Source organism: Azospirillum sp. NS33, assembly GCF_059703765.1.
The window spans coordinates 22,480-47,437 of sequence record NZ_BAAKJB010000026.1; the positions used below are offsets into that span (position 1 = coordinate 22,480).

Annotated in this window: 27 protein-coding genes; 9 read left to right on the top strand and 18 right to left on the bottom strand. The window is 73.5% G+C overall.

Annotated features, from left to right (window positions below):
• Positions 1 to 138 precede the first annotated feature (138 nt).
• A complete protein-coding gene (locus AC6H2I_RS21185; RefSeq protein WP_497502697.1) occupies positions 139 to 765 on the top strand; it encodes a DUF1013 domain-containing protein in 627 nt (208 codons plus the stop codon).
• A gap of 129 nt (positions 766 to 894) precedes the next feature.
• Here AC6H2I_RS21185 and AC6H2I_RS21190 read toward each other — a convergent pair whose 3' ends face one another.
• Complete coding sequence (locus AC6H2I_RS21190) at positions 895 to 1,062, bottom strand: YdcH family protein (RefSeq protein WP_497502698.1); 168 nt, start codon at positions 1,060 to 1,062, stop codon at positions 895 to 897.
• A gap of 151 nt (positions 1,063 to 1,213) precedes the next feature.
• On the opposite strand from AC6H2I_RS21190, the gene AC6H2I_RS21195 reads away from it, so the two are divergent.
• The 3 genes from AC6H2I_RS21195 (at position 1,214) to AC6H2I_RS21205 (ending at position 3,271) form a co-directional block, all read left to right on the top strand.
• Positions 1,214 to 1,786, top strand: coding sequence for a UbiX family flavin prenyltransferase (locus tag AC6H2I_RS21195; protein ID WP_497502699.1), 573 nt, complete (start codon positions 1,214 to 1,216; stop codon positions 1,784 to 1,786).
• Positions 1,787 to 1,834: 48 nt separating this feature from the next.
• Complete coding sequence (locus tag AC6H2I_RS21200; RefSeq protein ID WP_497502700.1) at positions 1,835 to 2,485, top strand: carbonic anhydrase; 651 nt, start codon at positions 1,835 to 1,837, stop codon at positions 2,483 to 2,485.
• A gap of 84 nt (positions 2,486 to 2,569) precedes the next feature.
• The gene (locus tag AC6H2I_RS21205) at positions 2,570 to 3,271 is read left to right on the top strand and encodes a carbonic anhydrase (protein ID WP_497502701.1); all 702 of its coding nucleotides are present in this window, start codon (positions 2,570 to 2,572) and stop codon (positions 3,269 to 3,271) included.
• Between the two features lie 25 nt (positions 3,272 to 3,296).
• Here AC6H2I_RS21205 and AC6H2I_RS21210 read toward each other — a convergent pair whose 3' ends face one another.
• The gene (locus AC6H2I_RS21210) at positions 3,297 to 5,075 is read right to left on the bottom strand and encodes a tetratricopeptide repeat protein (RefSeq protein ID WP_497502702.1); all 1,779 of its coding nucleotides are present in this window, start codon (positions 5,073 to 5,075) and stop codon (positions 3,297 to 3,299) included.
• Positions 5,076 to 5,300: 225 nt separating this feature from the next.
• On the opposite strand from AC6H2I_RS21210, the gene AC6H2I_RS21215 reads away from it, so the two are divergent.
• Entirely contained in the window at positions 5,301 to 5,678 is a 378-nt protein-coding gene (locus tag AC6H2I_RS21215) for a hypothetical protein (protein ID WP_497502703.1), read from the top strand.
• Between the two features lie 19 nt (positions 5,679 to 5,697).
• Here AC6H2I_RS21215 and AC6H2I_RS21220 read toward each other — a convergent pair whose 3' ends face one another.
• Genes AC6H2I_RS21220 through AC6H2I_RS21240 form a run of 5 tightly spaced genes read right to left on the bottom strand, consistent with a single transcriptional unit; the run spans position 5,698 to position 10,785 of the window.
• Positions 5,698 to 6,081, bottom strand: coding sequence for a DUF6285 domain-containing protein (locus AC6H2I_RS21220; RefSeq protein WP_497502704.1), 384 nt, complete (start codon positions 6,079 to 6,081; stop codon positions 5,698 to 5,700).
• Complete coding sequence (locus AC6H2I_RS21225) at positions 6,078 to 7,124, bottom strand: phosphotransferase family protein (protein ID WP_497502705.1); 1,047 nt, start codon at positions 7,122 to 7,124, stop codon at positions 6,078 to 6,080. The genes AC6H2I_RS21220 and AC6H2I_RS21225 overlap by 4 nt, the downstream gene beginning before the upstream one ends.
• 1 nt (position 7,125) lies before the next feature.
• A complete protein-coding gene (locus AC6H2I_RS21230; protein WP_497502706.1) occupies positions 7,126 to 8,322 on the bottom strand; it encodes an acyl-CoA dehydrogenase family protein in 1,197 nt (398 codons plus the stop codon).
• 31 nt (positions 8,323 to 8,353) lie between these two features.
• Positions 8,354 to 9,124 (bottom strand): glucose 1-dehydrogenase, encoded by a 771-nt coding sequence (locus AC6H2I_RS21235; RefSeq protein ID WP_497502707.1) that lies wholly within the window; start codon positions 9,122 to 9,124, stop codon positions 8,354 to 8,356.
• The gene (locus tag AC6H2I_RS21240; RefSeq protein ID WP_497502708.1) at positions 9,121 to 10,785 is read right to left on the bottom strand and encodes a long-chain-fatty-acid--CoA ligase; all 1,665 of its coding nucleotides are present in this window, start codon (positions 10,783 to 10,785) and stop codon (positions 9,121 to 9,123) included. Before AC6H2I_RS21240 ends, AC6H2I_RS21235 begins: the two co-directional genes overlap by 4 nt.
• Before the next feature lie 130 nt (positions 10,786 to 10,915).
• On the opposite strand from AC6H2I_RS21240, the gene AC6H2I_RS21245 reads away from it, so the two are divergent.
• The 3 genes from AC6H2I_RS21245 to plsY are packed head-to-tail and all read left to right on the top strand — an operon-like array spanning position 10,916 to position 13,842.
• The gene (locus AC6H2I_RS21245) at positions 10,916 to 11,878 is read left to right on the top strand and encodes an aspartate carbamoyltransferase catalytic subunit (RefSeq protein WP_497502709.1); all 963 of its coding nucleotides are present in this window, start codon (positions 10,916 to 10,918) and stop codon (positions 11,876 to 11,878) included.
• A 22-nt stretch (positions 11,879 to 11,900) separates the two neighbouring features.
• Positions 11,901 to 13,232 (top strand): dihydroorotase, encoded by a 1,332-nt coding sequence (gene pyrC / locus AC6H2I_RS21250; RefSeq protein ID WP_497502710.1) that lies wholly within the window; start codon positions 11,901 to 11,903, stop codon positions 13,230 to 13,232.
• 4 nt (positions 13,233 to 13,236) lie between these two features.
• Positions 13,237 to 13,842 carry a glycerol-3-phosphate 1-O-acyltransferase PlsY gene (gene plsY, locus AC6H2I_RS21255; RefSeq protein ID WP_497502711.1) on the top strand — a complete coding sequence of 202 codons (606 nt, stop codon included), beginning with the start codon at positions 13,237 to 13,239 and terminating at the stop codon, positions 13,840 to 13,842.
• A 26-nt stretch (positions 13,843 to 13,868) separates the two neighbouring features.
• Here plsY and AC6H2I_RS21260 read toward each other — a convergent pair whose 3' ends face one another.
• The 11 genes from AC6H2I_RS21260 to AC6H2I_RS21310 form a co-directional block, all read right to left on the bottom strand.
• A complete protein-coding gene (locus AC6H2I_RS21260) occupies positions 13,869 to 14,402 on the bottom strand; it encodes an SRPBCC family protein (protein ID WP_497502712.1) in 534 nt (177 codons plus the stop codon).
• Positions 14,402 to 15,394 (bottom strand): vWA domain-containing protein, encoded by a 993-nt coding sequence (locus AC6H2I_RS21265; RefSeq protein WP_497502713.1) that lies wholly within the window; start codon positions 15,392 to 15,394, stop codon positions 14,402 to 14,404. Before AC6H2I_RS21265 ends, AC6H2I_RS21260 begins: the two co-directional genes overlap by 1 nt.
• Positions 15,391 to 15,966, bottom strand: a complete 576-nt coding sequence (locus AC6H2I_RS21270) for a hypothetical protein (protein ID WP_497502714.1) — start codon at positions 15,964 to 15,966, stop codon at positions 15,391 to 15,393. The genes AC6H2I_RS21265 and AC6H2I_RS21270 overlap by 4 nt, the downstream gene beginning before the upstream one ends.
• Positions 15,963 to 16,970: a vWA domain-containing protein gene (locus AC6H2I_RS21275; protein WP_497502715.1), complete on the bottom strand. Its 1,008-nt coding sequence runs from the start codon at positions 16,968 to 16,970 to the stop codon at positions 15,963 to 15,965. The genes AC6H2I_RS21270 and AC6H2I_RS21275 overlap by 4 nt, the downstream gene beginning before the upstream one ends.
• The gene (locus AC6H2I_RS21280) at positions 16,967 to 17,929 is read right to left on the bottom strand and encodes a hypothetical protein (RefSeq protein WP_497502716.1); all 963 of its coding nucleotides are present in this window, start codon (positions 17,927 to 17,929) and stop codon (positions 16,967 to 16,969) included. Before AC6H2I_RS21280 ends, AC6H2I_RS21275 begins: the two co-directional genes overlap by 4 nt.
• Positions 17,930 to 17,939: 10 nt before the next feature.
• Positions 17,940 to 18,815: a DUF58 domain-containing protein gene (locus AC6H2I_RS21285; protein ID WP_497502717.1), complete on the bottom strand. Its 876-nt coding sequence runs from the start codon at positions 18,813 to 18,815 to the stop codon at positions 17,940 to 17,942.
• Complete coding sequence (locus AC6H2I_RS21290; protein ID WP_497502718.1) at positions 18,812 to 19,843, bottom strand: AAA family ATPase; 1,032 nt, start codon at positions 19,841 to 19,843, stop codon at positions 18,812 to 18,814. Before AC6H2I_RS21290 ends, AC6H2I_RS21285 begins: the two co-directional genes overlap by 4 nt.
• Positions 19,844 to 19,919: 76 nt before the next feature.
• Positions 19,920 to 20,225: a methanol dehydrogenase [cytochrome c] subunit gene (locus AC6H2I_RS21295; protein ID WP_497502719.1), complete on the bottom strand. Its 306-nt coding sequence runs from the start codon at positions 20,223 to 20,225 to the stop codon at positions 19,920 to 19,922.
• Between the two features lie 68 nt (positions 20,226 to 20,293).
• Positions 20,294 to 20,872 carry a cytochrome c(L), periplasmic gene (gene moxG, locus AC6H2I_RS21300; protein WP_497502720.1) on the bottom strand — a complete coding sequence of 193 codons (579 nt, stop codon included), beginning with the start codon at positions 20,870 to 20,872 and terminating at the stop codon, positions 20,294 to 20,296.
• A gap of 88 nt (positions 20,873 to 20,960) precedes the next feature.
• Positions 20,961 to 21,839 carry a methanol oxidation system protein MoxJ gene (gene moxJ, locus AC6H2I_RS21305; protein WP_497502721.1) on the bottom strand — a complete coding sequence of 293 codons (879 nt, stop codon included), beginning with the start codon at positions 21,837 to 21,839 and terminating at the stop codon, positions 20,961 to 20,963.
• A gap of 187 nt (positions 21,840 to 22,026) precedes the next feature.
• Positions 22,027 to 23,910: a methanol/ethanol family PQQ-dependent dehydrogenase gene (locus tag AC6H2I_RS21310; protein WP_497502722.1), complete on the bottom strand. Its 1,884-nt coding sequence runs from the start codon at positions 23,908 to 23,910 to the stop codon at positions 22,027 to 22,029.
• A 341-nt stretch (positions 23,911 to 24,251) separates the two neighbouring features.
• On the opposite strand from AC6H2I_RS21310, the gene AC6H2I_RS21315 reads away from it, so the two are divergent.
• Positions 24,252 to 24,779 (top strand): hypothetical protein, encoded by a 528-nt coding sequence (locus AC6H2I_RS21315; protein ID WP_497502723.1) that lies wholly within the window; start codon positions 24,252 to 24,254, stop codon positions 24,777 to 24,779.
• The last annotated feature ends 179 nt before the right edge of the window (positions 24,780 to 24,958 follow it).

Below are 24,958 nucleotides of genomic sequence, written 5' to 3' on the forward strand. Positions count from 1 at the left end.
GCACGGTCCGGCGCGCTTACAACCGCCGGCGCCCCACCTATATGGTGGGAAACGTCCGGGATGTCGGAGGATGAGGACTGGGGACCGCGGCCGACGGGGCACGCGGCGCCGGTCCGGTGAGTTTTGTCAGGAGGGACGATGGCACTGCCCTTGATGCCGAAAGCGACCGCCGTCTGGCTGGTGGAGAACACTTCCCTGTCCTTCGAGCAGATCGCGGCCTTCTGCGGCCTGCATTCGCTCGAGGTTCAGGCGATCGCCGACGGCGAGGTCGCGGTGGGCATGGTCGGGCTCGACCCGATCGCCAACGGGCAGCTCACCAAGGCCGAGATCGAGCGGTGCGAAGGGGACACCAACGCCAAACTGCGCCTGCTGGTCCCCGACCTGCCGCTGCCGGCGGCGCGGTCCAAGGGGCCGCGCTACACCCCGATCACCAAGCGCGGCGACAAGCCCGACGCCATCGCCTGGCTGCTGAAGCACCATCCCGAGCTGTCGGACGCCCAGCTCAGCCGGCTGATCGGGACGACCAAGCCGACCATCTCCGCGGTGCGCGACCGCAGCCACTGGAACGCTCCGAACATCAAGCCGCGCAGCCCGGTCCTGGTCGGCCTGTGCACCCAGCGCGAACTGGAGGAGGCGCTCGCCCAGACGGTGCGCCGCGTGCCGGTGGAAGGCCAGGAGAACCCGGCCGCCACGCTGTATCCCGAAGACGAGGACGGCGCCGGGGACGGCGGCGGCTCCGTCTGGCCCCGCTCCGCGGACACCTGAGCCTCTGCGCGTCCGCGCGCCCGCCCGCGCGACGCCACCACCGACGCATCCACCGACGGCGTGCCCTCGCGGCGCGCCGTTGCCGATTCCGGGCCGTGCGCGCGCCGGGCCTTCGTCGCGAGCGCCCGGTCAGGCGCGGGCCAGCCGCGTCATCTCGTCCTTCAGGCGGAGCTTCTGCTTCTTGATCTTGGCCAGCGCGGCGTCGTCCGGATGCGGGCGCAGGGCTTCGCGCCGGAGTTCGACCTCCAGCGCCTGATGCCTCATGCGAAGGGTTTCGATCCGGTCCTCACAGGCCATTGGCTCCCTCCTCGGTAGGCGGTCGCACCGGAACCGGCCAACCGCGCCGGTGCGACGGCAGCGTGATCAGTCTGTTGCCAATCGGGCCGGCGGCGCAAGCGCCCAAGGGATGCACTGGACGAAAGGAGAGGCGCACGCTACATCTTCGGCCATGTCCGCACCGCCCCGCCTCGTCGTCGGAATCAGCGGGGCCTCGGGGGTGGTCCTCGGGGTTCGGCTGCTGGAAACGCTGCGCGCCCTGTCGGTCGAAAGCCATCTGGTGATGAGCCGGTCGGCCGAGGTCACGCTGGCCCACGAGACCGACCTGAAGGTCGCCGACGTCCGGGCGCTGGCCGACGTCGCCTACGCCGCCACCGACATCGGCGCCGCCATCGCCAGCGGCAGCTTCCGCACCCTGGGCATGGTGGTCGCACCCTGCTCGGTCCGCAGCATGAGCGAGATCGCCACCGGGGTGACCTCGTCGCTGCTGAGCCGAGCCGCCGACGTTGCCCTGAAGGACCGCCGGCCGCTGGTGCTGATGGTGCGGGAGACGCCGTTGCACCTGGGCCATCTGCGGACCATGACCCAGCTGGCCGAGATGGGCGCCATCATCGCGCCGCCGGTGCCCGCGTTCTACGCCCGGCCGCGCAGCGTCGACGATCTCGTCGACCACGCCGTCGGCCGCGTCCTCGACCTCTTCGGACTCGACAGCGGCCGGTTGCGCCGATGGGGGGAACCAGACTAAATCGGTCGGTTTCCCGGCGTGGCCCGGGCGAAGGGAAGGATCACCATCATGCCGCACCGCATCCACCACGAGGCCGTACGCCGCCTGCTGGCCGGGCTGAAGAGCTTCCGCGCCCGCTACTACGAGCGCAGCCCCGACAGCATGCGCGAGCTGGTGGAGCACGGGCAGAAGCCCGAGGTGCTGCTGATCGGCTGCTCCGACAGCCGCGTCGACCCCGCCATCCTGATGGAGGCGGAGCCGGGCGAGCTGTTCGTGGTCCGCAACGTCGCCAACCTGGTCCCGCCCTACCAGCCCGACGGCTCGTACCACGGCACCTCGGCGGCCATCGAGTACGCGGTGACGGTGCTGGAGGTGCGCCACGTCATCGTCCTGGGCCACGCCGGCTGCGGCGGCATCCAGGGGCTGATCCGGCTGCGCAAGGGCGACCGCCCGGACGGCGCCTTCATCGCCCCCTGGGTGTCGATCGCCGACGAGGCCTGCAACCGGTTCCTGGAGCCGGAGACCGCCGACACCGACGAGGCGACGCGGGTCGAGCGGGCGGCGGTGCGTGGGTCGCTGGAGAACCTCAGGAGCTTCCCGTTCGTGCGCGACCGGGTGGAGAGCGGCGCGCTGCACCTGCACGGCTGGTGGTTCGACCTGTCCGACGGCGAGATCTGGCTGTTCGACCCGGCCGAAGACGCCTTCTCCCCGGTCTTCTGAGGCCGTCGCGGCGCTGCACACAGATGATGGCGGCGTGCTATGAGGTCGGCGACGCCGGGACGGCCGCGGCGAGGGGGGGAATCCATGGCGATCGAAGGGAACCCGGCGATCCGCCGGCTGCTGGCCGGCGTGAAGGGCTATCGGGCTCGCTACTACGAGCGCAACCCCGGCAGCATGCGCGCGCTGATCCAGAACGGCCAGAAGCCGGACGTCCTGCTGATCGGCTGCTCCGACAGCCGCGTCGACCCGGCGCTGCTGACCATGGCCGAGCCGGGCGAACTCTTCGTGGTGCGCAACGTCGCCAATCTGGTGCCGCCCTTCCAGCCGGACGGCCAGTACCACGGCACCTCGGCGGCCATCGAATACGCGGTGCGCGTGCTGGAGGTCTCCAACATCCTGGTGCTCGGCCACGCCCAGTGCGGCGGCATCGCCGGGCTGATCCGCATCCGCGCCGGCGAGGCGATCCAGGGCGATTTCGTGGCGCCCTGGGTGACCATCGCGAGCGAGGCCTGCGACCGCTACCTCGACGAGGTCGGGGTGGTCGCCGACGCCGGAGTCGCGGCGCCCACCCCCGGCCGCGTCGGCATCGAGGACCTGCGCGCCCATCCCGAGCTGGTGGAGCGCTCCGCCGTGCGCGGCTCGGTGGAGAACCTGCTGACCTTCCCCTGGATCGCCGAACGGGTGGCCGCCGGCACGCTGCAGATCCACGGCTGGTGGTTCGACATCGAGACCGGCGAGCTCTGGGCCATCGACCCCGACACCAAGGCGTTCCGCACGGTCGAGTGACGCGGCCCCGACGGGCTCAATGGCCCTAGCCGGCGAGGCCGGCCAGGGCCGCGGCGGCGGAGCGCGCGACGCCCGACCAGTCGCCGGGAGTCTCCTGCCGGAACAGGCGGGCCGACGGGTACCAGGGGCTGTCGTCGCGGCCCAGCAGCCAGCGCCAGTCCGGTGCGGCCGGCAACAGAACCCACAGCGGCACGCCCAGCGCCCCGGCCAGATGGGCCGGCCCGGTGCACGACGAGATCACCAGATCGAGCCCGGCCATGACCGCGGCGGTGTCGGCGAAATCGTGGAGCTCGCCGCCCAGATCGGTGAAGGAACCGGGAAGGTCCGCCCCGGCCAGCTCGGCCCGGCCCGGCCCCACCTGCAGGCCGAAGACCCGCACCCCCGGCACGTCGAGCAGCGGCCGCAGCGCCCCCAGCCCCGGTGAGCGCAGGCGGTCCCCGGGGAACCGGGGGTTGCCCGCCCACACCAGCCCCACCGCTGGCCCCACCGCTGGCCCGACCGCGGGACCGGCCCCGCGCAGGCGCTCGCGCCAGCGCCGCACCGCCTGCGGCTCGGGCCGCAGATAGGGCACCGCCGCCGGCACCGTCGCCAGGGTCGTGCCGAACGCCCGGGGCAGGCTCATCAACGGGCATTCCAGGTCGAACGCCGGCAGCGGGTCGCCGCGCGCGATGACCCGCTCCGCCCCTTCCATCCCGGCCAGCAGCCGGCGCAGGGGCGGCTGGACCTCCAGCACCACCCGCGCCCCGCGGGCCGCCGCCAGGGGCACGTAACGCACAAACTGGAGGGTGTCGCCCAGCCCCTGCTCGGCGTGCAGCAGCAGCGTCCGCCCCTCCACCGGCCCGCCCTGCCAGGTGGGCTGCTCGAAGCGACGCCACGGCGGCAGGGCGCGGTCGTCGGCACGCCGCCAGTCGAACTCCGGCCACCCCTCCTCCAGGTCGCCGGCCAGCAGGCTGGCGAAGCCGCGGTTCCAATGCAGCCCGGCGTCCTGCGGGCGGGCGCCCAGCGCCTCGCCGAAGCAGCGCGCCGCGTCGCGCGGACGCCCGAGCGCCAGCAGGGCGTTGCCCCGGGCCGACCAGGGCGGGCGGTCCGGGCGGAGACGCTCTGCCGCGTCGAGCGCCGCCAGCGCCTCCGCGCCGCGGCCCAGCTTGGCCAGCAGCGCGCCCAGGTTCTCGTGCGCCTCGGCCAGCCCGGGATCATGGCCGAGGGCGGTGCGGTAGGCCGCCTCCGCCTCCGCCCACCGGTCGCCGGCGGCGAGCGCGTTGCCCAGGGTCATGGCCGCCATCGCGCCGTCGGGCCGCAGGGCGACCGCCCGGCGTGCCACCCGCTCGGCGGCGCCGGCCGCCCCCTGGGCGAGGCTGGCGTCGGCCAGATGCACCAGCGCCTCGCCATGCCCGGGGGCCAGCGCCAGGGCGCGCCGCGCCGCGTCCGCCGCCGCCGCCGCCCGGCCCAGCGCGCGCCGCGCGCCGGCGCGGTTGGCATGGGCGTCGGCCAGCGTCGGGTCGAGCCGGACCGCCCGCCCGCACGCCGCCTCCGCGCCCCCGGCGTCCCCCAGGGTCCGCCGGGCGGCGCCGAGGTTGGAGTGCACGCCGGCCACGTCGGGCCGGCACACGATGGCGCGCCGCATCCACGCCACCGCCGGCGCCGTCCCGCCGCCCTGCGCCTCGAGGATGCCCAGCAGGTGGGCCGCGTCGGCCTGCAGAGGATCGACGTCGAGGATGCGCCGGTACAAGGTCCGCGCCGCATCCGGACGGCCCGCTTGGTGATGGTCGAACGCGGCCAGCAAGGCCTCGGAAATGGTTGCCATGGCACCACGATAGAAAGATGCTTGCAGTGAAGCATAAATGAGACCTTTGTCTCAATCAGTCCCGGTTTTCCGCGACGCCGCCATGCGTCGGCACCGTGAGGATGGTATTGCCTGGGCGGCGCTGCTCAACTATTCTCCAATGGGCCAGGGCAATAGGCGGCAGTTTACTAAATGACCACATTTCCCATGCGGCGTCATCGCTCCTTCGCGCAGCGTGTGTTTCCCATGGCAGCCGCGGCCCTGGCGATGGTCGGCATGGCCGGTCCGGTCCTGGCGGCGGGAGGCGGCGGTGGCGGAGCCACCAACGCGTGCATCTGGCAGCAGGACATCAGCCTGGCGGTGGGCAGCACCACCTTGACGGTGCCCCAGACCGTCTTCGACCCGAAGATCCCGCAGTCCGAGATCGACGGCCATCTGCTGTTCCCCAATGTGCAGCGCCTGGCGCTGCGCATCATGACCCCGGCGGGCGACACCTGGGAGGCGCCGCTGACCATGATCGGGGCCAAGCGCTGCACCGGGATCTTCGTCGGCTCGGCGTTCCTGGTGGAGCGCGCCTACGAACCACCCCTGCGGGTGGTCCGCCGCCCCGACACGGCGCATTGAGCAGCGCGAACGCCCACTCCTAGTCAAGCAGCTTGGGATTGCTGATCGCCAGCCGGGCGCGCACCGTCGCCTCCAGGCAGGCCTGGAGCTCCGGTCCTCCGCCGTCGTGCACACCTGCCGCGATGTCGGCGCACAGGCGGCGTTTCAGGGCGTCGAGACGCTCCCCCAGGGCGGGGTCGGAGAGAGTGGGATCGGCGTCCTCGCCCATCAGGCCGGTCATCGCCTCCATGACCGCGCGCCGGGCCCCCTCCAGCCCGTCCAGTTCCCGCTGCACCACCGCCAGGGCGTTGGCGACCATCAGCGCGGTGTAGCGCCGCTCCGCCGGGACCGCCGGCAGCACCTCCGCCCGGTAGGCGTCGAGGGCGGCGGCCAGCAGGGCGCGCGCGTCGGGGGCATCGGTCATCGGGGCGTTCCTTCGTCCAGGGCGCGCAGATGGATCAGCAGGTCGCGCTCGATCTCCGGCAGCATGCGCCCGGTCAGCGCCAGCTCCAGCGACGGCTCGCGGCCGGAGGTGTGGCGGCGCCCCTGCATCAGGGCGATGGCCGCCCAGCGCACATAGGCCGCCGCCTCCCAGTAGGCCACACGGGCGCGGTCGACCGGCCGGCCCGCGGTCTCCTCATAGCCCGCGTAGAGGTCGGTGCGGTCGGCCAGCCCGCCGGCCTCCCGGTCCATGCGGCCGAACCGCCAGGAGCGGGCGCAGAACCAGCCGAGGTCCTCCATGGGATCGCTCCACCCGGCGAACTCCCAGTCGAGGATGGCGGTGAGCCGGCCGCCCTCCACCAGGTAGTTGCCGGTGCGGTAGTCGCGGTGGCACAGCACCACCGGGCCGGCGGGCGGTGCGTGCACCTCCAGCCAGCGCAAGCCCCAGGCCAACACCGGGTCGCGGTCGGCCGCGGCGCCGATCCACGACCGGCAGAGGCGCGCCGCCGCCAGGGCCGGGGGTCCGTGCGGCACCGGCAGGCCGAGGTCGCCGTCGTCCGGCACCACCCGGTGCAACCGGCCGAGCTGGCGGCCCAGCTCCCGGGCCAGCTCCCGCTGCGGCGCCTCGGCCCGCACCACCTGGCGCCCCGCCGCGGTCCCGGCGATCCGGCGCATGACGTAGAACGGGTTGCCCAGCACGGCCGGGTCATCGCAGGCGAGCAGCGGCTCCGGCACCGCCACCCCCGCGCCATGGGCGGCCCGCAGCACCGCAAACTCGTGGCGGGTGTCGATGCGGGCGGCCATGCCGGCCGCACCGCCGATCCGCACCACCACGCCGTGGCGTCCCGCCAGCGCCCCGCCCTCCAGCGTCAGCACCGCGCCGAGGTTGAGGGAGATGGCGCCGCCGCCCAACCGTTCGGGGTCCGCCACGGCGGCCCGCGCGGCGCCCGCCGCGCCGGCCAGCCAGCGCTCCAGCCGGGCCAGCGCCTCGGCCGCGATCGCCGGGGCCGCCTGCGCGCCGGCCATCTCAGCCCCAGCTCCAGAAGGCGTCGCCCTCGCCGAGGTAGAATCCGCTCAGCACCGTCTTGTGCACCTCCGAGGCGCCGTCGACCAGACGCGCCTGGCGGGCGTAGCGGTAGATCCACTCCAGCACCGTGTCGCGCGAATAGCCGCGCGCGCCGCACAGCTGGATCGCCGTGTCCACCGCGGTGTGCAGGGTGTCGGCCACCAGCACCTTGGCCATCGACAGCTCCTTCTTCGCCCGGCCGCCGCGGTCCAGGGTCCAGGCGGCCTTCATCACCATCAGCCGGCCCATCTCGATCCGCATGGCGGCATCGCCCAGCATCCAGCGCACCCCGTCGCGCTCGCTGAGCGGCGCGCCGAAGCTCTCGCGCTCCCGGACATAGGCGCCGGCGATCTCCAGGCAGCGCTTGGCCAGGCCGGTCCAGCGCATGCAGTGGGTCAGGCGGGCCGGGCCGAGGCGGATCTGGGTCACCTTCAGCCCGTCGCCGACCCCCATCAGCACGTTCTCGTCGGCGATCTCCAGCCCGTCGAAGGCCAGCTCGCAATGGCCGCCGTGCTCCTCCGGCCCCATGATCGGGATGCGCCGCACGATCTCCCAGCCGGGTTGGTCGCGGTGGAACAGGAAGGCGGTCAGCCCCTTGCGCGGATCGTCGGCGGTGCGGGCGATCAGGATGAAGTGCTGCGCCACCCCGGCCCCGGTGATGAACCATTTGCGCCCCTGCACCACCCAGCGGTCGCCGCGCCGCTCCGCCCGCGTCCGCATCATCGACGGGTCGGACCCGGCGCCCGGGTGCGGCTCGGTCATGGCGAAGGCCGAGCGCACGGCCCCGTCGACGATCGGCTGCAGCCAGCGCGCCTTCTGCGCCGGCGTGCCGACGGCGTTCAGCACCATCATGTTGCCGTCGTCGGGGGCGGCGGCGTTGAAGCAGACCGGCCCGAAGATGGAGCGGTTCATCTCCTCGTAGCAGGCCGCCATGCCGACCACCGGCAGACCGCCGCCGCCCAGCGCCCGCGGCATCTGCAGCGACCACAGCCCCGCCTCCTTCGCCCGCGCCCGCAGCCGGGCCAGCGCCGGACCGCCGATGTTCTCGTGCTCGTCCCAGTGGGCCCGGTCGGCCTCGACGGGAAGGATCTCCTCCTCGACGAAGGCGCGCACGCGGCGCCGGGTCGCCTCGATCTCCGGTGGCAGGGCGAAATCCATGGGCGGCGCTCTCCGTTCCCGGGGTCTGGCGTCAGAGGGAGCTGACGAGGTGGCCGCCGTCGACCGCCAGCGTCGCCCCGGTGATGTAGGCCCCGGCATCGGAGCACAGCAGCAGCAGCGGGCCGTCGAGGTCCTCGGGCCGGCCGAGGCGGCGCTGCGGCACCCGGCCGATCAGCGCCCGGCCCGCCTCGCCGGCGAAGAAGGCGCGGTTGAGGTCGGTCTCGATGTAGCCGGGGCACAGCGCGTTGACCCGGATGCGGTGGCGGGCCAGTTCCAGCGCCATGGACCGGGTGAGCTGCACCAGCGCCGCCTTGGAGGCGGCGTAGGCGGCGAGCTGCCCGGCGACGCGCAGGCCGAGGATGGAGGCGATGTTGACGATCGCCCCGCCCGCGCCGCGCTCGCTCATGGCCTGCGCAACCTCCCGCGCCACCAGGAACGCCCCCTTCAGGTTGGTGTCGAGCACGCGATCCCAGGCGGCCTCGTCGGTGTCGAGAACCGGCCGCGTCTCGGTCACCCCGGCGTTGTTGACCAGGATGTCGATGCCGCCCAGGCCGTCGGCGGCGTCGGCGACCGCGGCGCGCACCGACGCCGCGTCGGTCACGTCGACCGGCACCGCCACGGCGTCCCCGCCGTCGGCGGCGATCGCGTCGCAGAGGTCCTCCAGCGCGTCGATGCGGCGCGCCGCCACGGCGACCCGCGCCCCGGCCAGGGCCAGCGCCCGCGCGAAATGCCAGCCCAACCCGGAAGACGCGCCGGTGACCAGGGCGGTGCGGCCGGTGAGGTCGATGAGATAGCCACTCACACCAGCCCCCGGGCCTGCTCGCGCAGGACGAATTTCTGGATCTTGCCCGTCGCCGTCTTGGGCAGCGGGCCGAACACCACGGTGCGCGGCACCTTGAACCCGGCGAGGTGGCCCCGGCACCACGCGGTGAGGGCGGCGGCGTCGACCGTCGCCGCGGCGTCGCCCTTCAGCGTGACGAAGGCACACACGCTCTCGCCCCACCGCGGGTCGGGGCGGGCGACCACCGCGGCCTCGACGACCGCGGGGTGGCGGTAGAGAGCCTCCTCCACCTCGAGCGACGAGACGTTCTCGCCGCCGGTGATGATGATGTCCTTGGCCCGGTCCTTGATCTCCACATAGCCGTCGGGGTGGGTCACCGCGAGGTCGCCGGTGTGCAGCCAGCCGTCGCGCAGCGCCGCGTCGGTGGCCGCCGGGTTCTTCAGATAGCCCTTCATGACGGTGTTGCCGCGCAGGGCCAGCTCCCCCAGCGTCGCCCCGTCGGCGGGAACCCGACCGCCGTCGGAGTCGAGGACGGCCTGGTCGGCCATGGTCACCATGCTGACCCCCTGGCGGGCCATCAGGACGGCGCGCTCGTCCACGCCCAGGCCGTCCCACCCCTCCTGCCAGACGCACACGGTGGAGGGGCCGTAGCACTCGGTCATGCCGTAGAGGTGGGTCACCGCGAAGCCCATCGCCTCCATGGCGCCGATCACCGCGCTGGGCGGGGCGGCCCCGCCGGTGGCGACCTGCACCGGCCCGTGGGCGAAGCGGCGCCGGTCCGCGTCCGGCGCGTGGATCAGCATGGTCAGCACCACCGGCGCGCCGCACAGGTGGGTCACCCGCTCCTCCTCGATCAGGCGGAACACCTGCGGCGGATCGACCTGGCGCAGGCAGACGTGGCGCCCCCCGACCGCGGTCACCGCCCAGGGATAGGACCAGCCGTTGCAATGGAACATCGGCAGCGTCCACAGGTAGACGCTGCGCGGCGTCAGCGCGAAGGTCAGGGCGTTGCCGAGCGCGTTCAGGTGGGCGCCGCGGTGGTGGTAGAGCACGCCCTTGGGGTTGCCCGTGGTCCCCGAGGTGTAGTTCAGGGCGATGGAGTCCCATTCGTCGCCGGGCGCCGTGAAGGGCCGCGTGGCGTCGCCGCCGGCCAGGAACGCCTCGTACTCCGCCTCGCCGACGGGCTCGGCGCCGCCGGCGTGCGGGTCGTCGATCCACACCACCCGGGGCCGGGCCGCGGTGCGCTCCAGGGCCGCCCGTGCCACCGCGGCGAGGCCACGGTCGACCAGCAGGACACGGCTCTCCGCGTGCTCCAGGATGAAGGCGACGGTGGCCGCGTCGAGGCGGGTGTTGATGGCGTTCAGCACGGCGCCGGCGCCGGGCACGCCGAAATGCGCCTCCAGCATCGCCGGGGTGTTGGGGATCAGGGCGGACACGCGGTCGCCGGGGCGCACGCCGGCCCGCTCCAGCGCCGAGGCCAGGGCGCGGGCGCGGCCGTACAGCTCCGCGTAGGTGCGGCGGGTGGCGCCGTAGACCACCGCCACCTTGTCCGGGTGCACCGCGCCGGCGCGCCGCAGGAAGTCCAGCGGGGTCAGCGGCACGTGGTTGGCCGCCCGCCTGTCCAGCCCGCTCTCGGCGTCCCGTCGCTCCACCGCGCTCCCTCCCCTGGCTGCCGGCACCATCGTCCGCTGGGGAACTGATTTGGTGCGCCAACCATGTTAGGGCGAGCGCCGCCACCCGCGCAAGCACCCCCCCGGGGTGCCTTTGAGGCGCGCTTGCGGCGCCCTGCGGCCGCTCCTATAGTCCCGGCCCATGAGCGAGCCCCCGATGTCCCCCGATTTCCCGCACCGTCACCTTCTCGGCATCGAGGGGATGACCGCCGGGGAGATCACCCTCGTGCTGGACCTGGCGGACAGCTACGTGGAGCAGAGCCGCAGCCGCGACCGCAAGTCGCAGCTGCTGTCCGGCCGCACCGTGGTCAACCTGTTCTTCGAGAACTCGACCCGCACGCTGACCTCGTTCGAACTGGCGGCCAAGCGCCTGGGGGCCGACGTCATCAACATGGCGGTCCAGTCGTCCTCGGTGAAGAAGGGCGAGACGCTGATCGACACGGCGACCACGCTCAACGCCATGCACCTCGACGCGCTGGTCGTCCGCCACGCCGAGTCCGGCGCGGTCAAGCTGCTGGCCGACAAGGTGAACTGCGCCGTGCTGAACGCCGGGGACGGGCACCACGAGCACCCGACCCAGGCGCTGCTCGACGCGCTGGCCATCCGCCGCCGGCTGGGCCGGCTTGAAGGGCTGGTGGTGGCGATCTGCGGCGACATCCTGCACAGCCGGGTGGCGCGCTCCAACATCCATCTGCTGAACGCCATGGGGGCCCGCGTGCGGGTCGTCGCCCCGCCCACCCTCCTGCCGTCCGCGGTCGAGCGGCTCGGCGTGGAGGTCCACCACACCATGAAGGAAGGCCTGAGGGACGTCGACATCGTGATGATGCTGCGCCTCCAGACCGAGCGGATGTCCGGCCAGTACGTGCCGTCGACGCGCGAGTACTTCTACTTCTACGGCCTGGACTACGACAAGCTGGCGGTGGCCAAGCCCCACGCGCTGATCATGCACCCCGGGCCGATGAACCGCGGGGTGGAGATCGATTCGGAGGTGGCGGACGACTACAAGCGGTCGATGGTGCTGGACCAGGTGGAGCTCGGCGTGGCCGTGCGCATGGCCGTCCTCGACCTGCTGACCCGCCCCGCCCGCACCGCCGCCCTGGCCTGACGGCGCGATGGAGACCCCGCCCGTGCCCACCGTCCTCCCCCCGATCCCCGCCGTTCCCGCCGCACCGGCCCGCGTCGCCTACGTCAACGCCCGCCTGCTCGACCCCGCCACCGGGCTCGACGCGCCGGGCGGTCTGCTGACCGAGGGGACGCGCATCGCCGACCTCGGCCCGGGCCTGTTCGCCGACGGGGCGCCGGGCGACGCCACGGTGATCGACGCCGCCGGCCAGTGCCTCGCCCCCGGGCTGGTCGACATCCGCGTCCAGGTGGGCGAGCCCGGCGAGGAGCACAAGGAAACCATCAAGAGCGCCTCGCGGGCCGCCGCCGCCGGCGGCGTCGCCACCATGGTGCTGCTGCCCGACACCGACCCGGTGATCGACGAGGTGGCCGGCCTGCAGTTCGTCGCCCGGCGCGGGCGCGAGGTGCGCCAGGTCAAGGTCTTCGCCTACGCCGCGGCGACCCGCGGCACCGAGGGCGCCGAGATCACCGAGATGGGGTTGCTGGCCAACGCCGGCGCCGTCGCCTTCACCGACGGCACCCGGGCGATCGCCGATCCCCTGACCATGCGCCGGGCGCTGAGCTACGCCAGCGCCTTCGGCAAGCTGATCGTCCAGCACCCGCTGGAGCCGCGGCTGGCCACCGGCGTCATGAACGCCGGGGAGCTGGCGACCCGGCTGGGCCTGTCCGGGATCTCCCGCGAGGCCGAGATCATCATGATCGAGCGCGACGTGCGGCTGGCCGAGATGACCGGCGGGCACGTCCATTTCGCCCATGTCACGACCGGCGAGTCGGTGGCGGTGATCCGCCGCGCCAAGGACCGGGGGCTGCGGGTCACCTGCGACACCGCCCCGCACTACTTCGCGCTGACCGAGACCGACGTCGGCGAGTACCGCACCTTCGCCAAGGTGTCGCCGCCGCTGCGCGGCGAGATGGACCGCCGGGCCATCGTCGAGGGGCTGGCGGACGGCACCATCGACGTCATCGCGTCGGACCATTGGCCGCAGGACCAGGACCACAAGCGCGTGCCCTTCGCCCAGGCCGCCTTCGGCGTGATCGGCCTGGAGACGCTGCTGCCGCTGACGCTGGAGTTGGCCCACAAGGGCAGTCTGACCCTGCTGGAGGCCATGGCCAAGGTCACCTGCCGCCCCGCCGCCCTGCTGGGCCTGCCGGGCGGGCGCCTCGCCGTCGGCGGGCCGGCCGATCTGGTGCTGTTCGACCCGGAGGTGCCGTGGCGGGTGGACGTCAGCCGCTTCAAGTCGAAGACCAAGAACTCCGCGTTCGAGGACCGTCCGGTGCAGGGCCGCGCCCTGCGCACCGTGGTCGACGGCCGCGCCGTCTGGCAGGCGACGGAGTAGCCCGGTGGAGATCCCCGCCCTGGCCGCCGCGACGGCCGCGCTCTTCGGCTACCTGCTGGGCTCCATCCCCTTCGGCCTGGTGCTCACCCGGCTTGCCGGCTACGGCGACGTCCGCAAGATCGGCTCCGGCAACATCGGCGCCACCAACGTGCTGCGCACCGGCAACAAGGCGCTGGCCGCGGCCACCCTGCTGCTCGACAGCGGCAAGGGGGCCATCGCGGCGCTGCTGGCGCTGTCCGCCGCCGGGCCGGAGGCGGCGCTGTGGGCCGGCGGCGGCGCCATGCTGGGCCACACCTTCCCGGTGTGGCTGGGCTTCAAGGGCGGCAAGGGCGTGGCGACCGCCCTGGGCGTGCTGCTGGCGGTGGCGTGGCCGGTGGGCGCGGTCGCCTGCGCGACCTGGCTGGCGACGGCCCTGCTCGCCCGCATCTCGTCGTTGTCGGCGCTGACGGCTCTGGCGCTGGCGCCGGTGGCGGCGTGGGTCCTGGCAACGCCGGGCGTGGCGCTGCTGGCCCTGTTCATCGCCGTCCTGGTCGCGGTCCGCCACGCGGCCAACATCCGCCGCCTGCTGACGGGCCAGGAGCCGCGCATCGCCTTCCGAAAGCCGGGCTGACCGCCGGCCGCGCGAGACAGACCGTCTCAGTGCCTCTCGAGCATCGCCTTCAGGCCCTCCAGTCCGGACCGGAAATAGCCCTCCATGGCGGCCCGCGCGGCGGCGTCGTCGAGGGTCTCCGGTGGGAAGTTCCCGGTGTCGCCGCGGTAGAACCGGCCGGACCACGTGACGGTGCTGCCCGCCCCGTCCCCGGCCGCGACGGCCAGGGTGGCGGAGTAGAAGCTGACCGGGAACGCCTCCACGTTCTCCTTCAGGAGCCGATAGGACAGGGTGTGGGCGGTGGCGTCCACGGCGTCCAGGCTGTCCACCAGCTGCCCGCCGCCCTCCAGGGTCAGGGTGCGCTGCTGGCCGCCGCCGTCCTGCGCCGCGGCGGTGCTGTCCGCGACCATGGGGTGCCAGGCGGCCAGCGCGCCGAAATCCGACACCACCGCCCACACGGCGTCGGGCGGGGCGGCGATGGCGATGCTCTCCCCCGCCTTCTGCGGGGTCGGCCCGTGGGCCCAGGCGGGGCAGGCGAGCAGGGCGAGGACGGCGGCGGCGGCGAGAACGCGTGTCGGCATCAGGCGATCCTTCGGACAGTGGTCGGAACGGGTGGGGCCCGCCGGCGCCGGTCGCGCAGCGGCAGGACGGCGTAGACGCCCACCAGCGCGGCGAGCGCCAGACCGGCGGGCAGCGGGCTGAGATCGACGCGGCCCGGGATCGGCCGGACGGCGGCATGGCGCGCCACGACCGCCTCCAGCGCCGCGGCGTCGCCCATCGCGGCGTAGGCGAGGCCGGTGCGCGCCGCGAGATCGCGCAGGTGGGGGGCGCGCACCGCGCTCAGATGCTCGGTCCCCGTCGCCGGGGCGGCACCCCAGGGGGCGTTGCGCGGGTGCCAGCCGGGGCGGCTGGAGGCGTCGGCCGGCGGCGGGCCCAGACGGGTCTCGTGGGGCACGTCCGCGGAGCGCACGAAGCCGACCTCGCGCCCCTCCCGGTCGAAGCGGGGAATCGGCGCGGGCACCGTCCCGCCGACCCCGACGATGGCGCCCGCGACCGCCCCCGGCCGCGCGTCGAAGGGCGGTGGCCCGGCCGCCGGCAGCGGCGGCGCCTCGTGGCCGTCGGTGAAGAAGAGAAGGCTGCTGCCCAGCCCGCCGGCGATGGCCAGGGCGCTGTCCAGGCCCGAGGCGACGCGGCTGTCCCCCTCCCACGCCATGCGCCAGTCCAGGGCGTCGAGCGCGCCGTCGAGGGGGGCGAAGTTCGCGCAGGTCTCCACCGGCTCGAACAGCAGGAAGCTGCGGCGCTCGGTGAAGATGCCGAGACCGGCGCGCGAGCCGCAGGGCAGCCGCGCCAGCAGGCCGCGCAGGCCCGCCTTGACGGCCTGCAGCCGGCTGGCGGGCCGGCCGGCCAGGGTCTGGTCGCGGACGTTCATGCTGCCGGTGATGTCGACCACCAGCAGCAGGTCGTAGGCGGGGCGGGGCACGCCGGCCCACGGCCCGGCCAGCGCGGCCAGCACCCCCAGGAGGGCGAGGCCGAGCAGCCGGAACCGGGAATCGCGGGGCAGGCGGACCCTCACGGCAACCCCTTCGGCAGGCCCGGCAGGTCGGTCCACAGGCGCTTGGCGGTCTCCGGCCGCTCCTCCTCCTCCGCCGTCCCCTCGATTTCGGGGAAGTCGCGCACCAGGCGCATGGCGACGTCCAGGTTGTGCTTGGCGTCCCACAGCCCGGGGTCGAGGGCGAGCGCCCGGCGGTAACCGTCCTTGGCGAGACGGATCAGCGGGATGGCGGAGTCGAGCCGGTTGGCCTCCAGGAGGTCGAAGGCGGCGCGCAGCCGGGCGTTGGCGAGGTCGTAGCGGGCCGCGGCGCGCGGCCCCGTGCCGCCGGAGTCGAGCGCATCGACCTCGACCTGGGCCTCGTCCAGCCGGTCCCGCAGGATGAGGAAATGGGCCCGGGCGAAGCGCACCTCGGGCGTCGCCGCCGCGTCGGCGGGAAGCGCCCGCCCGGCGGCGAGGGCGTCGATCTGGCGGTTGTCGTGGAGGCCGAGCAGCAGCCGGCCCAGGGCCAGGGCGAAGAGGCCGAGGACGACGGCCAGCAGCACCCACAGGGCGGCCGACAGCCACCGGCCGGGACGGCGGACGGCGCCGGTCATGCCACGGCTCCACCACCGCGGCGCGGCCGCCGCTCGGCCGCCTTGGCCAGCAGGAGCAGCCCGATCGCGACCGCGGCCACCGCGTAGGCGGCGCCGGCGAGATCGCGCCGCGGAACCCGCTCGCGAAAGCGGATGGGCCGGGTCTCCAGGGTGTCGATGGCGTCGATCGCCGCCTCCACCGCCTGCGCGCCGGTCGCCTCGAAGGCGCGGTAGGGAACGCCGAGGGAGCCGAGGAAGCGGTGGAGGTGGCGCTCCGGCATGGCCTGCGGCGTGTCCTCGCCCGGCTGCTGCGGCGTGTCGAAGATGCCCCGGCTGCCCTTGGTGCGCAGGAACAGCCAGTAGAGGTGCAAGGGGGTGCGCGCCACCGCGTCGCGCAGCGCCTCCTGGACGCGGCGGTCGATGACGGCGGCGCCGTCCGACACCAGCAGCACCGCCGAGGTGGCGTCGGCCGGCGCCTCGTCGACCATCGAGAAGGCCAGGGCCAGGCCACGGCCGACATCGGTGTGCGCCAGGCCCGGCCGATCGATGGCGTCGACCGCACCGCGCACGGCGGCGTGGTGGTCGGTGATCGGCAGCACCGGCATGGGGGCGGTGGAGAAGGCGGCGACGCCGACCCGGTCATGGGGGCGCCGCTCCAGGAAGCGCACCAGCAGGCGCCGTGCGGCGGCCGACTTGGACTCCTCGTCGCCGGTCGGCCGGCGGCCGGCGAAGCTGTTGTCCATGCTGCTGCTGCGGTCGAGCAGCAGGACGATCTGCGCCCCCCGGCCCTCGCGCTCGACGCTCTGCTCCAGGCGGTGCAGCCCGGCCAGGCCGAGGACCAGCGCCGCCATGGCCACCGCCGCCGCCAGCCGCAGCGCGACGTCGAGGGCGTCGGACAGGCGGTCGCCCGGCACCGTGGTCAGCGACGGCTGGTCGGCCGGCGCGAACGGCACGCCCAGCAGCGGCAGCAGCGCCAGGGCCAGCAGCGGCAACGCGGCCGGGAGGTCGACGGCCAGGCCCATCATCCCCGCCCCCGTTCGACGTCGACGAGGCGCCGGCCCAGCGCCAGCAGGGCGGCCGGCGGCAGCAGATCGGCCGCCGCCGCGGTGTCGGTCGCGAAGAAGGCCTGGCGCGACGCCGCGAAGAAGCGTTCGAGGTCGCGCCCCAGGGGGCGGAAGGCGGGGGCGGCGTCGAGGAACGCGGGCAGGTCGTCGGCCAGCAGCCGGCGGCCGGCGGTGGCGTCGAAGGCGCGGTGGAAGGCCAGCAGGGCGGCGCGGTAGGCCTGGGCGTCGCCGTCCATCTGCAGGTCGAGGCGGGCGACCCGCAGGGCGCGCACGAAGGGGCGCCGGGGGCGACCGCGGAACGGCCACCAGCCGCGGTGCCGGGCGATCAGCCCCAGCAGCACGGGAAGCGCCGCGCCCGACCCCGCCGCGGCCGCCGTCCACGCCGACAGGTCGAGCGGCCGGGGCATCACGTCGGGGCGCAGGTAGGGCCCGCCGGCGCCGCCCCCGTCGGGGCGCAGCGACCGCAGAGGCGACATCAGGAAGGTCCAGGCGGGCACCACCGCGTCGGCCGAGCGCGCGCCCTGGTGCAGCGTGAGGGTGAGCGACGGCACCTCGAGCGCCCGCGGTTCCAGGGGCGCGTAGAAGGTCTGGTACTCCAGCCGCACGCGCTGCCGGCTCACCCCGGCGCTCTCGCCGAGATCGTCCAGCGCCACCGCCCGCAGATCCAGCCAGTAGGTCACGGGGCCGGGCCGCGGCAACGACGCCGCCGTCACCCGGAACCCCGGGTCGGCGGCGATGACGACCTCGTGGCGGATGATGTCGCCGATGAAGAAGCCGAAAGGGCGAGGCCCGGACAGGGTGACCGAGCGCACGCCGGAGTCGGCGGTCGCGGTGGCGGCCCATGCCGTGGTCGCGGCGGGGAGCCAACCCGCGGTCGCGGCGGCGAGCAGGGCCAGGCAGACGGCCGTCCGTGGCGGCATGGCGTTTCTCTCATCCGGCGAGCAGATGCTCGGCAAGGGAGTCGTGCTCGAGCCCGTCGATCAGGTGGAACGGGGCGCGGCCGCGCGCGCGGAACAGGCCCTCCAGCGCCGCGCGGTGCTCCTCGCCCCGGCGGCGCCACGCGGCGCGCAGGGCAGGCCGCATCACCGCCAGCCGGCGCTGCCCGGTCTCCAGGTCGCGCAGCGCCACCAGCCCCCAGGCCGGCAGGTCCTCCTCCTCGCCGCGGTCGCGCACGACCACGGGCAGCACGTCGTGGCGCCACAGCCCGTCCAGCACCGCGGCCACCCGGTCGACCGGCATCAGGAAATCCGACACCAGGACGACGAGGCAGCGCCGCGCCGGCAGCCGGTCGGCGGCGGCGGCCAGGCCGGCGGCGCTCGGCCCCCGCGGCACCGCCGCGCCGAGAAGGGCCCGCACCTCGTCCTCGACCCCGCGGCGGTGGGCGGGCGCCACGAACACGTCGTCGCGCACGGTGGCGTCGCACCCGACCAGGCCGAAACGGTCGCCCATCCTGTAGGCCGAGGCGGCGAGGGTGGCGCACAGATCCTGCACCACGGCGCGGCGCTCGACGCGACCGGAGAAGCCCATGGAGCCGGAGAGGTCGACCACCGCGACCATCGAGACCGCGCTGCGCCGGGTGAACTGGCGCACCTGCACCGTGCCCATCGGGTCGCGCGCCGTCTCCCGCAGGTCGACCCGCCGCGGATCGGGATGCTGCAGCAGCGGCACGTGGCGGCGGAACGCCCCTTCCCCGCCCTCCCCGCTGCCGGGATGGGCGCCGACCTGGACGCCGCCGGGCCGCCAGCGCAGCCGGTACGGCAGGGCGATGGCCGCGGCGTCGGACGCGCCTGTGTGCCGTCCGCTCATGGTGCCGCCACCCGGTCGAACGCCGCCTGGCAGAGCGCGCGCACCAGGGGGCCGCGGCGGCGCTCGTAGACCGGGTCGAGGAAGATGCGGTGGGCCATGACCTCGACGAACACCTCGCGCAGGTCCTCGGGGACGACCATGGCGCGGCCCTCCAGCCACGCCCGCACCCGTGCGGCGCGGACGAGGAAGGAGACGCCGCGCGGGCTGGCGCCGCCGATCACCAGGCGGGTCATGTCGACTCCGTCGAGGGCGATGCCGTGGCGGTGCGGCTCGCGCACCGCCCCCCAGAGAGCGGCGGTGTAGATCTCCAGCGCCTCGCTGGCGCGCACCCCGAGCTGGATCGCCTGGGCGGCCGCGGGCAGGCCGGCGACATCGAGCACGCCCTGGGGAACGCCCGCCACGAGCCGGTCGATGTCGTGGAAGCGGGGGTCGAAGACCAGCCGGCGCCGGGTCGCCTCGTCCTCCGGCATCGGCACCTCGATCTCCATGAAGAATCGGTCGCGCGCCGCGGCCGGAAGCTCGAAGGTCTCCTCCTGCTCCACCTTGTTGCGGTCGGCGAAGACCTGGAGGTAGGGGAACCTGTGCTCGCGGTTGAAGGCCGCCACGCTGCGCTCGGCCATCAGGCGCAGCAGCAGCGAATGGACCTGCGGGCGCGCCCGGTTGATCTCGTTGAAGAAGAACACCGCGAGGCCCTCGCCCTGGCGCAGCAGGGGACCCGGGTCGACCCGGGGGCGGCCGTCCTCGGTGAGGTGGGCGTGGTAGACCAGATCGGCGGGCATCAGGTCGATGGTCCCGTCGATGCGCTCGAAGGCGCCACCGATGGCCCGCGCCAGCGCCCGCAGCAGGGTCGTCTTGCCGACGCCCACGTCGCCCTCCAGCAGCACGTGGCCGCGGGCGAACACGGCGATGGTCAGCAGGCGGATCACCCGCTCCTGGCCGACGACCGCCTGGGCGACGTCGCGCTGCATCGCCTCGGCGCAGGCCAACCAGTCGCTCAACGTCGAATCGACGTCGGGAGCTGAACGCATGATGGATCTCCGGTTCGCGGACCGTCGCTGCCCCACCCTCCCCTGGCCCGGGGCGGCGGGGCAGCGGCGCCCCTGCTCAGTTGGCCGGGATCTTCTTGACGTCGTAGACGAACTCACCGGTCTTCTTGAAGTGCTCGACCCGCTTGGCGTTGCGCTCGTCCATGGCGGCGATCGACTGCTGCTGCTTGTTCAGCTCCATCGGATCGTGCTTGGGGTCGTACTTGGACCCGGCGACGGTGGCGGGGTAGCCGGGCTTGGGCTCCCAGCAATTGCCGGGCGCCTTGCAGTTGGTGCCGTCGTAGGCCGCGGCCGGCGCGGCGGCGAAGGCGAGCATCATGGCGGCGGCGGGGAGCCAATGGCTGGTGCGAAGGGATGCGGACATCGGTATTTCCTCTCCTGCGGTTTCTTGGTGTGGGCGTCGGTGACGCCGGGGGGCGCGGCGGGAGCGCGTCAGTTGGCCGTCGGCTCGCAGGTGCCGGCCGCCGGGGTGGCGTGCGCGGTCTGGGTCGCCTTGGCCGAATAGGGGGTGAAGCTGCGGCGCTGCTCGTTGGTCAGCCAGTCCGCGGTGTCGGGGGCGCCGGTGTAGAGGTGGCGGATCCACGCCATGACCAGGAGCATCTCGTCCATGGTCAGCGACGCGTACTGCGGCCCCATCTGCCCCTGCGCGCCGCCGTAGATGGTCTCGAACATACCCTTGTCGGTGGCGTTCTTGGGATAGGTCCAGTAGTCGTCGTTCAGCCCCGGGCCGATCTTGCCTTCCGCCAGGTGGCCGTGGCAGCCGGAGCAGGCGGACAGGAAGAGCTCCTCCCCCACCGGCAGGCAGGCCGGATTCTCGTTGTAGGGGTTGCTCCCGGTGGTGAGGAACGCCTTCACGGCGGCGGTGTCGCGGCCCTCTTCCGCAGCGTACTCGAAGTCAAGGACCTCGCCGGTGACCGTGTGGTTGAAGGTGAGAGCCGCCTGCGCGCCCCAGGCGCCGCCGATGCCGACGAGGACACCGAGGGCCAGGCGCATGATCGTCGTCCTGCTCATTCTGCCGTACCGTTTCCTGCTGCTGCCGTCGCGAAGGGATGGGCCGGTTCCGGGCCCGGGGTTGGGGTTGCCGGGGGCGGCGTCGCCGTCACTGGCCGACGCTCGGCTCCAGCATCGGGATGCCCTCGTCCTGGAGGATCGCGGCGATCCGCGGGCCGGCCTTGACCAGCGCCTCGTCGAGGTCCCGGAGCAGGGAGTCGTCGTCCTTGCGCACCGCCATGGACTGGTCGAACTGCTGCGGCACCAGCGTGCCGCCGGCGGTCAGCCCGTTGCGGTCGACCATGGTCATCCGCAGCGGCGTCGTGGACGCCTTGACGTAGCGGGCCACGTCGGGGGCGAACGCCGCGGCGACGTCCGCCTCGCCGCTGGCGACCGCCGAAACCAGCGTCTCGGGCGGCACCTGGGTGTACTGGTTGCGTCGATCGGTGAAGTTGACCAGCGAATACTGGTAGATCAGGTTGTCCTCGTAGAGGCCGGTCTGCTTCAGCATCTCCTCCGCCGGGGAGTGGAACTGGTAGGCGATGCGCTTGACCTTGGCCAGGTCGTCGTCGGACCAGTTGGAGATCTCGAGATCGCGGTCGGCGCGGGTGATGAAGGCGTAGCCGGTGCGGTAATAGGGAGCGGTGGTGAGCACCCGCGGGTCGCCGTCGTCGACGCCGACGATGGTGTCGCACTCTCCCTTGTCCAGCATGTCGCGCACCAGGAAGATCGGCGGCTTGTCGGTCCAGACGAACTCCGCCGTCCGGCCCATCGCCTCGGCGACCACCGCGGCGATGCGGTTCTCGAAGCCGGTGCCGTCCTTGGTCATGTAGGGCGCGCCCTTGGTCGAGGCGCACACCTTGAGCGGCGGGGCGTCGGCGGCCACGGAGGGCGCCGCCCAGAGCGCGGCGGCGAGCCCCGCGGCGACGGCCAGCGCGCCAACCGCGCGGGCCTCGGGGAGGGGTGTCGGTTTGGGGTTGGGCGACATCGTCGGATGCACTCCCTGCTTGGCTGGTCGTGGTGTGACCGGGTGGAGCGGATGGATCGGCCGTCAAACGGGGCGGGTCGCGGCCCCCACACCTCTGCGGGAGGATTGTGCTGGTGGGGGCCGCCCGCCCCGGCGTCCTCCGCCGCCGACCGTCACCGGCGGCGGAGGAGCCGGAAGCCGTTCGGCGTCAGCCGCCGTATTCGCCCACGTTCACGTCGTCGAAGGGGCTCTTGCCGTCGAGCGAGAACACCATCACGCCGCCGCCCATCTGGGTGTAGTGCTGCAGGTTCTTGAAGGCGCCCACCGCGCCGAGGCCGGCGGTCGGGTCCTGCAGATCGAACACCAGGCCAACGCCCGGCCAGCCGCCCACGCCGTACATGATGGCGACGTACTGGGTGCCGTTGTGCTCGTAGGTCATGGGATAGCCGATGACCCCGGACGGCAGCTTGAACTTCCACAGGAGCTCGCCCGTGTCGCTGTGGCGGGCCTTGATGAAGCCGTCGAGCGTGCCGTAGAAGACGAGGTCGCCGGCGGTCGCCATGGTGCCGCCCCACACCGCGAAGCGCTCCATCTTCTCCCACTTGAACGCGCCGGTGATGGCGTCGTAGGCCTTGATCTGGCCCAGCCCCTCGTACCCCTGGCGGTCGCCCTTGGGACCGGGGTACATGTTCAAGGTCGCGCCGACGAAGAACTGGCCGGCCCGGTAGGGCAGCATGAACGGCTCCCAGTCCATGCAGATGTGGTTGATCCCCATGAAGAAGAGCCGGCGATCGGGATCGTAGGAGTCGTGACCCTGGTTGTGGTAGCCCATGGCCGAGGGGCAGATGTCACGCGCGGTGTGGTCCATGCGCGTGGCGTACTCGGGGTCGCGCACCGGCAGGCCGGTCTTGAGATCGACGTGGGTGAAGACGTTCACCGTGTCGTCGATCTTGTCGGCCGACACCAGGTCGCCGGACTCGCGGTCCAGGGTGTAGACGATGCCGTTGCGGTCCGGATGCGTCAGCAGCTTGCGCATCTTGCCGGACTTGTCTTTCTGCTCGCTCAGCATCATCACGTTGACGCCGGCGTAGTCCCACTCGTCGTGCGGCGTCTTCTGGTAACCGAACTTGGCCATGCCGGTGTCGGCGTCGCGGCCGAAGATGGTCATCGTCCACTTGTTGTCGCCGGGCCGCATGGTCTCGTTCCACGGCGCCGGGTTGCCGGTGCCGTAGTAGATCATGTCGGTTCCGGGATCGTAGGCGTACCAGCCCCAGTTGGTGCCGCCGCCGATCTTCCAGGCCTCGCCCTCCCAGGTCTCCAGGCCGAGCCCCTTCTGGCCGTAGTGCGGGTTGGTGGCGTTGAAATCGGCGCCGATCAGCATGGATTCGTCGGAGCCGGTGGCGAAGGCCCGCCACACCAGGTCGCCGGTCTTGACGTCATAGGCGGTGACGTAGCCGCGCACCCCGAGCTCGGCGCCCGACGACCCGACGATCACCAGGTCCTTCACCACGTAGGGGGCGATGGTGAGCGTCGAGCCGACGGCGATGTCGGAATTCTCGAGCTTCCAGTACTCCTCGCCGGTCTCGGCGTTGAGGGCCACCACGTGGCCGTCGAGCTGGGTCTTGAGGACGAGCGGCGGAACCGTGCCGTTGCCCGGCCAGTAGGCGAGGCCGCGGTTGACAACATCGCAGCACGCCACCGAGCGCGCCACCGGGTTCTGCTTGGGCTTGTGGTGCCACAGGATGCGGCTGGGATCGTCCAGGTCCAGGGCGAAGGTGGAGTTGGGGAAGGCGCCGTGGACGTACATCTTGCCGTCGACCACCAGCGGCGCACCCTCGTGGCCGTGCAGGACGCCGGTCGAGAACGACCACGCGGCCTTCAGGTTCTTGACGTTCTCCGCGTTGATCTGCTCCAGCTTGCTGAAGTTGTCGGAGTCGTAGTTCTTCCCCGGCATGACCCAGTTGCGCTCGTCCTTCGACAACTCGACCAGCTTGTCGTTGGCGAACGACGGCGCCGCGGAGCCGAGCTGCCCGGCGGCGGCGAGCGCCACCGTCAGCGTCACGGCGGGCAGCGACCTCACGAAGCGATTCATGGACGTGACCTCCCTCTTCTTTCTTGGGCAAGGGTGATGGGCACCCCGTTTTCCGGCCGCCGCGTGTGGCGGCCGGACCGGCGTGTGGGCCGCCACCCCGCGCACGGCGTCGGCGATCCCCCGGCGGCTCCCCGCCAGCCATTGCAGTGTTCCACCCCGCGCCGCAGCTGTCTTGAGCAGGTCTGGCAAATCCGACCGGGAAGCTTTGGCAATAACGCGGCCACCCCATGGCAGGGCCCGGCCGGCGCTTGCGCCGCCCCCTTGGCCCGGCACATGCTCGGCGGTGCCGCCCCGTCCCCGCCCGCACCCGCCGCCGAACCTCAGGCAGAAGGAGAGCGCCCGTGCCCACGCCGCCCCACCTGTCCGCCCGCCTCGCCCTGGCGGCCGCCCTGTCGCTCGGGGTAGCGGCGTGCGACGACGCGGCCACCCGCGACGATGCGGCCGTCGCACCGGTCGACACCGCCGCCCCGGCCGGCACGGCCACGCTGGCCGGCAAGCGCTGGCTCGACCCGGTCGACCGGACGGCGCCGGAGCGCTGGCTGGCCAGCCGGATGGCCGGCACCGACGTGGCCGAGGGCGATCCCGCCGTGGTCCGCCTGGCGGCGCTGCTGGCGCGCGCCGACCAGGCGTTCGACGAAACCCCGCGGATGATCGCCAACCGCGCCATGCAGTTGCAGGAGATGCTGGCCGACCGCGGCATCGACGAGAGCGCCGACAGCCTGATCGAGGGGCTGTTGACCGCCGCGCAGGACAGCGCCGGACACGGATTCGGCGAGGCCGGCCAGCACTACGTCACCCTGCGCGACACCGGCGCCGGGCGCGCCGAGGCGCTGGCGGCGCTGCGCGCAGCCGGGCTGCCCCGCCGCTGAGCCTCCCCGGCCCCGGCGAGCGCCGGACGGACGCCGCCGGCACGCCGCGCGGTTCGGCCCAAAGTGCAATTGTCGCGGCAACATACATTCAGCCACAGTGACCCATTCCTGCGGTTCACCGGCGCGGTCACGCGCCGGCCGGACGCATCGGGAAGGCAAGGCCAGCGATCCCGGCCGCC

Excerpts from the sequence above, each read along its gene's own strand:
- AC6H2I_RS21185 (WP_497502697.1), top strand. The coding sequence starts at position 139 with ATGGCACTGCCCTTGATGCCGAAAGCGACCGCCGTCTGGCTGGTGGAG.
- AC6H2I_RS21190 (WP_497502698.1), bottom strand. The coding sequence starts at position 1,062 with ATGGCCTGTGAGGACCGGATCGAAACCCTTCGCATGAGGCATCAGGCG.
- AC6H2I_RS21195 (WP_497502699.1), top strand. The coding sequence starts at position 1,214 with ATGTCCGCACCGCCCCGCCTCGTCGTCGGAATCAGCGGGGCCTCGGGG.
- AC6H2I_RS21200 (WP_497502700.1), top strand. The coding sequence starts at position 1,835 with ATGCCGCACCGCATCCACCACGAGGCCGTACGCCGCCTGCTGGCCGGG.
- AC6H2I_RS21205 (WP_497502701.1), top strand. The coding sequence starts at position 2,570 with ATGGCGATCGAAGGGAACCCGGCGATCCGCCGGCTGCTGGCCGGCGTG.
- AC6H2I_RS21210 (WP_497502702.1), bottom strand. The coding sequence starts at position 5,075 with ATGGCAACCATTTCCGAGGCCTTGCTGGCCGCGTTCGACCATCACCAA.
- AC6H2I_RS21215 (WP_497502703.1), top strand. The coding sequence starts at position 5,301 with ATGGCAGCCGCGGCCCTGGCGATGGTCGGCATGGCCGGTCCGGTCCTG.
- AC6H2I_RS21220 (WP_497502704.1), bottom strand. The coding sequence starts at position 6,081 with ATGACCGATGCCCCCGACGCGCGCGCCCTGCTGGCCGCCGCCCTCGAC.
- AC6H2I_RS21225 (WP_497502705.1), bottom strand. The coding sequence starts at position 7,124 with ATGGCCGGCGCGCAGGCGGCCCCGGCGATCGCGGCCGAGGCGCTGGCC.
- AC6H2I_RS21230 (WP_497502706.1), bottom strand. The coding sequence starts at position 8,322 with ATGGATTTCGCCCTGCCACCGGAGATCGAGGCGACCCGGCGCCGCGTG.
- AC6H2I_RS21240 (WP_497502708.1), bottom strand. The coding sequence starts at position 10,785 with ATGGTGCCGGCAGCCAGGGGAGGGAGCGCGGTGGAGCGACGGGACGCC.
- AC6H2I_RS21245 (WP_497502709.1), top strand. The coding sequence starts at position 10,916 with ATGAGCGAGCCCCCGATGTCCCCCGATTTCCCGCACCGTCACCTTCTC.
- AC6H2I_RS21260 (WP_497502712.1), bottom strand. The coding sequence starts at position 14,402 with ATGCCGACACGCGTTCTCGCCGCCGCCGCCGTCCTCGCCCTGCTCGCC.
- AC6H2I_RS21270 (WP_497502714.1), bottom strand. The coding sequence starts at position 15,966 with ATGACCGGCGCCGTCCGCCGTCCCGGCCGGTGGCTGTCGGCCGCCCTG.
- AC6H2I_RS21275 (WP_497502715.1), bottom strand. The coding sequence starts at position 16,970 with ATGATGGGCCTGGCCGTCGACCTCCCGGCCGCGTTGCCGCTGCTGGCC.
- AC6H2I_RS21280 (WP_497502716.1), bottom strand. The coding sequence starts at position 17,929 with ATGCCGCCACGGACGGCCGTCTGCCTGGCCCTGCTCGCCGCCGCGACC.
- AC6H2I_RS21285 (WP_497502717.1), bottom strand. The coding sequence starts at position 18,815 with ATGAGCGGACGGCACACAGGCGCGTCCGACGCCGCGGCCATCGCCCTG.
- AC6H2I_RS21290 (WP_497502718.1), bottom strand. The coding sequence starts at position 19,843 with ATGCGTTCAGCTCCCGACGTCGATTCGACGTTGAGCGACTGGTTGGCC.
- AC6H2I_RS21295 (WP_497502719.1), bottom strand. The coding sequence starts at position 20,225 with ATGTCCGCATCCCTTCGCACCAGCCATTGGCTCCCCGCCGCCGCCATG.
- moxG (WP_497502720.1), bottom strand. The coding sequence starts at position 20,872 with ATGAGCAGGACGACGATCATGCGCCTGGCCCTCGGTGTCCTCGTCGGC.
- moxJ (WP_497502721.1), bottom strand. The coding sequence starts at position 21,839 with ATGTCGCCCAACCCCAAACCGACACCCCTCCCCGAGGCCCGCGCGGTT.
- AC6H2I_RS21310 (WP_497502722.1), bottom strand. The coding sequence starts at position 23,910 with ATGAATCGCTTCGTGAGGTCGCTGCCCGCCGTGACGCTGACGGTGGCG.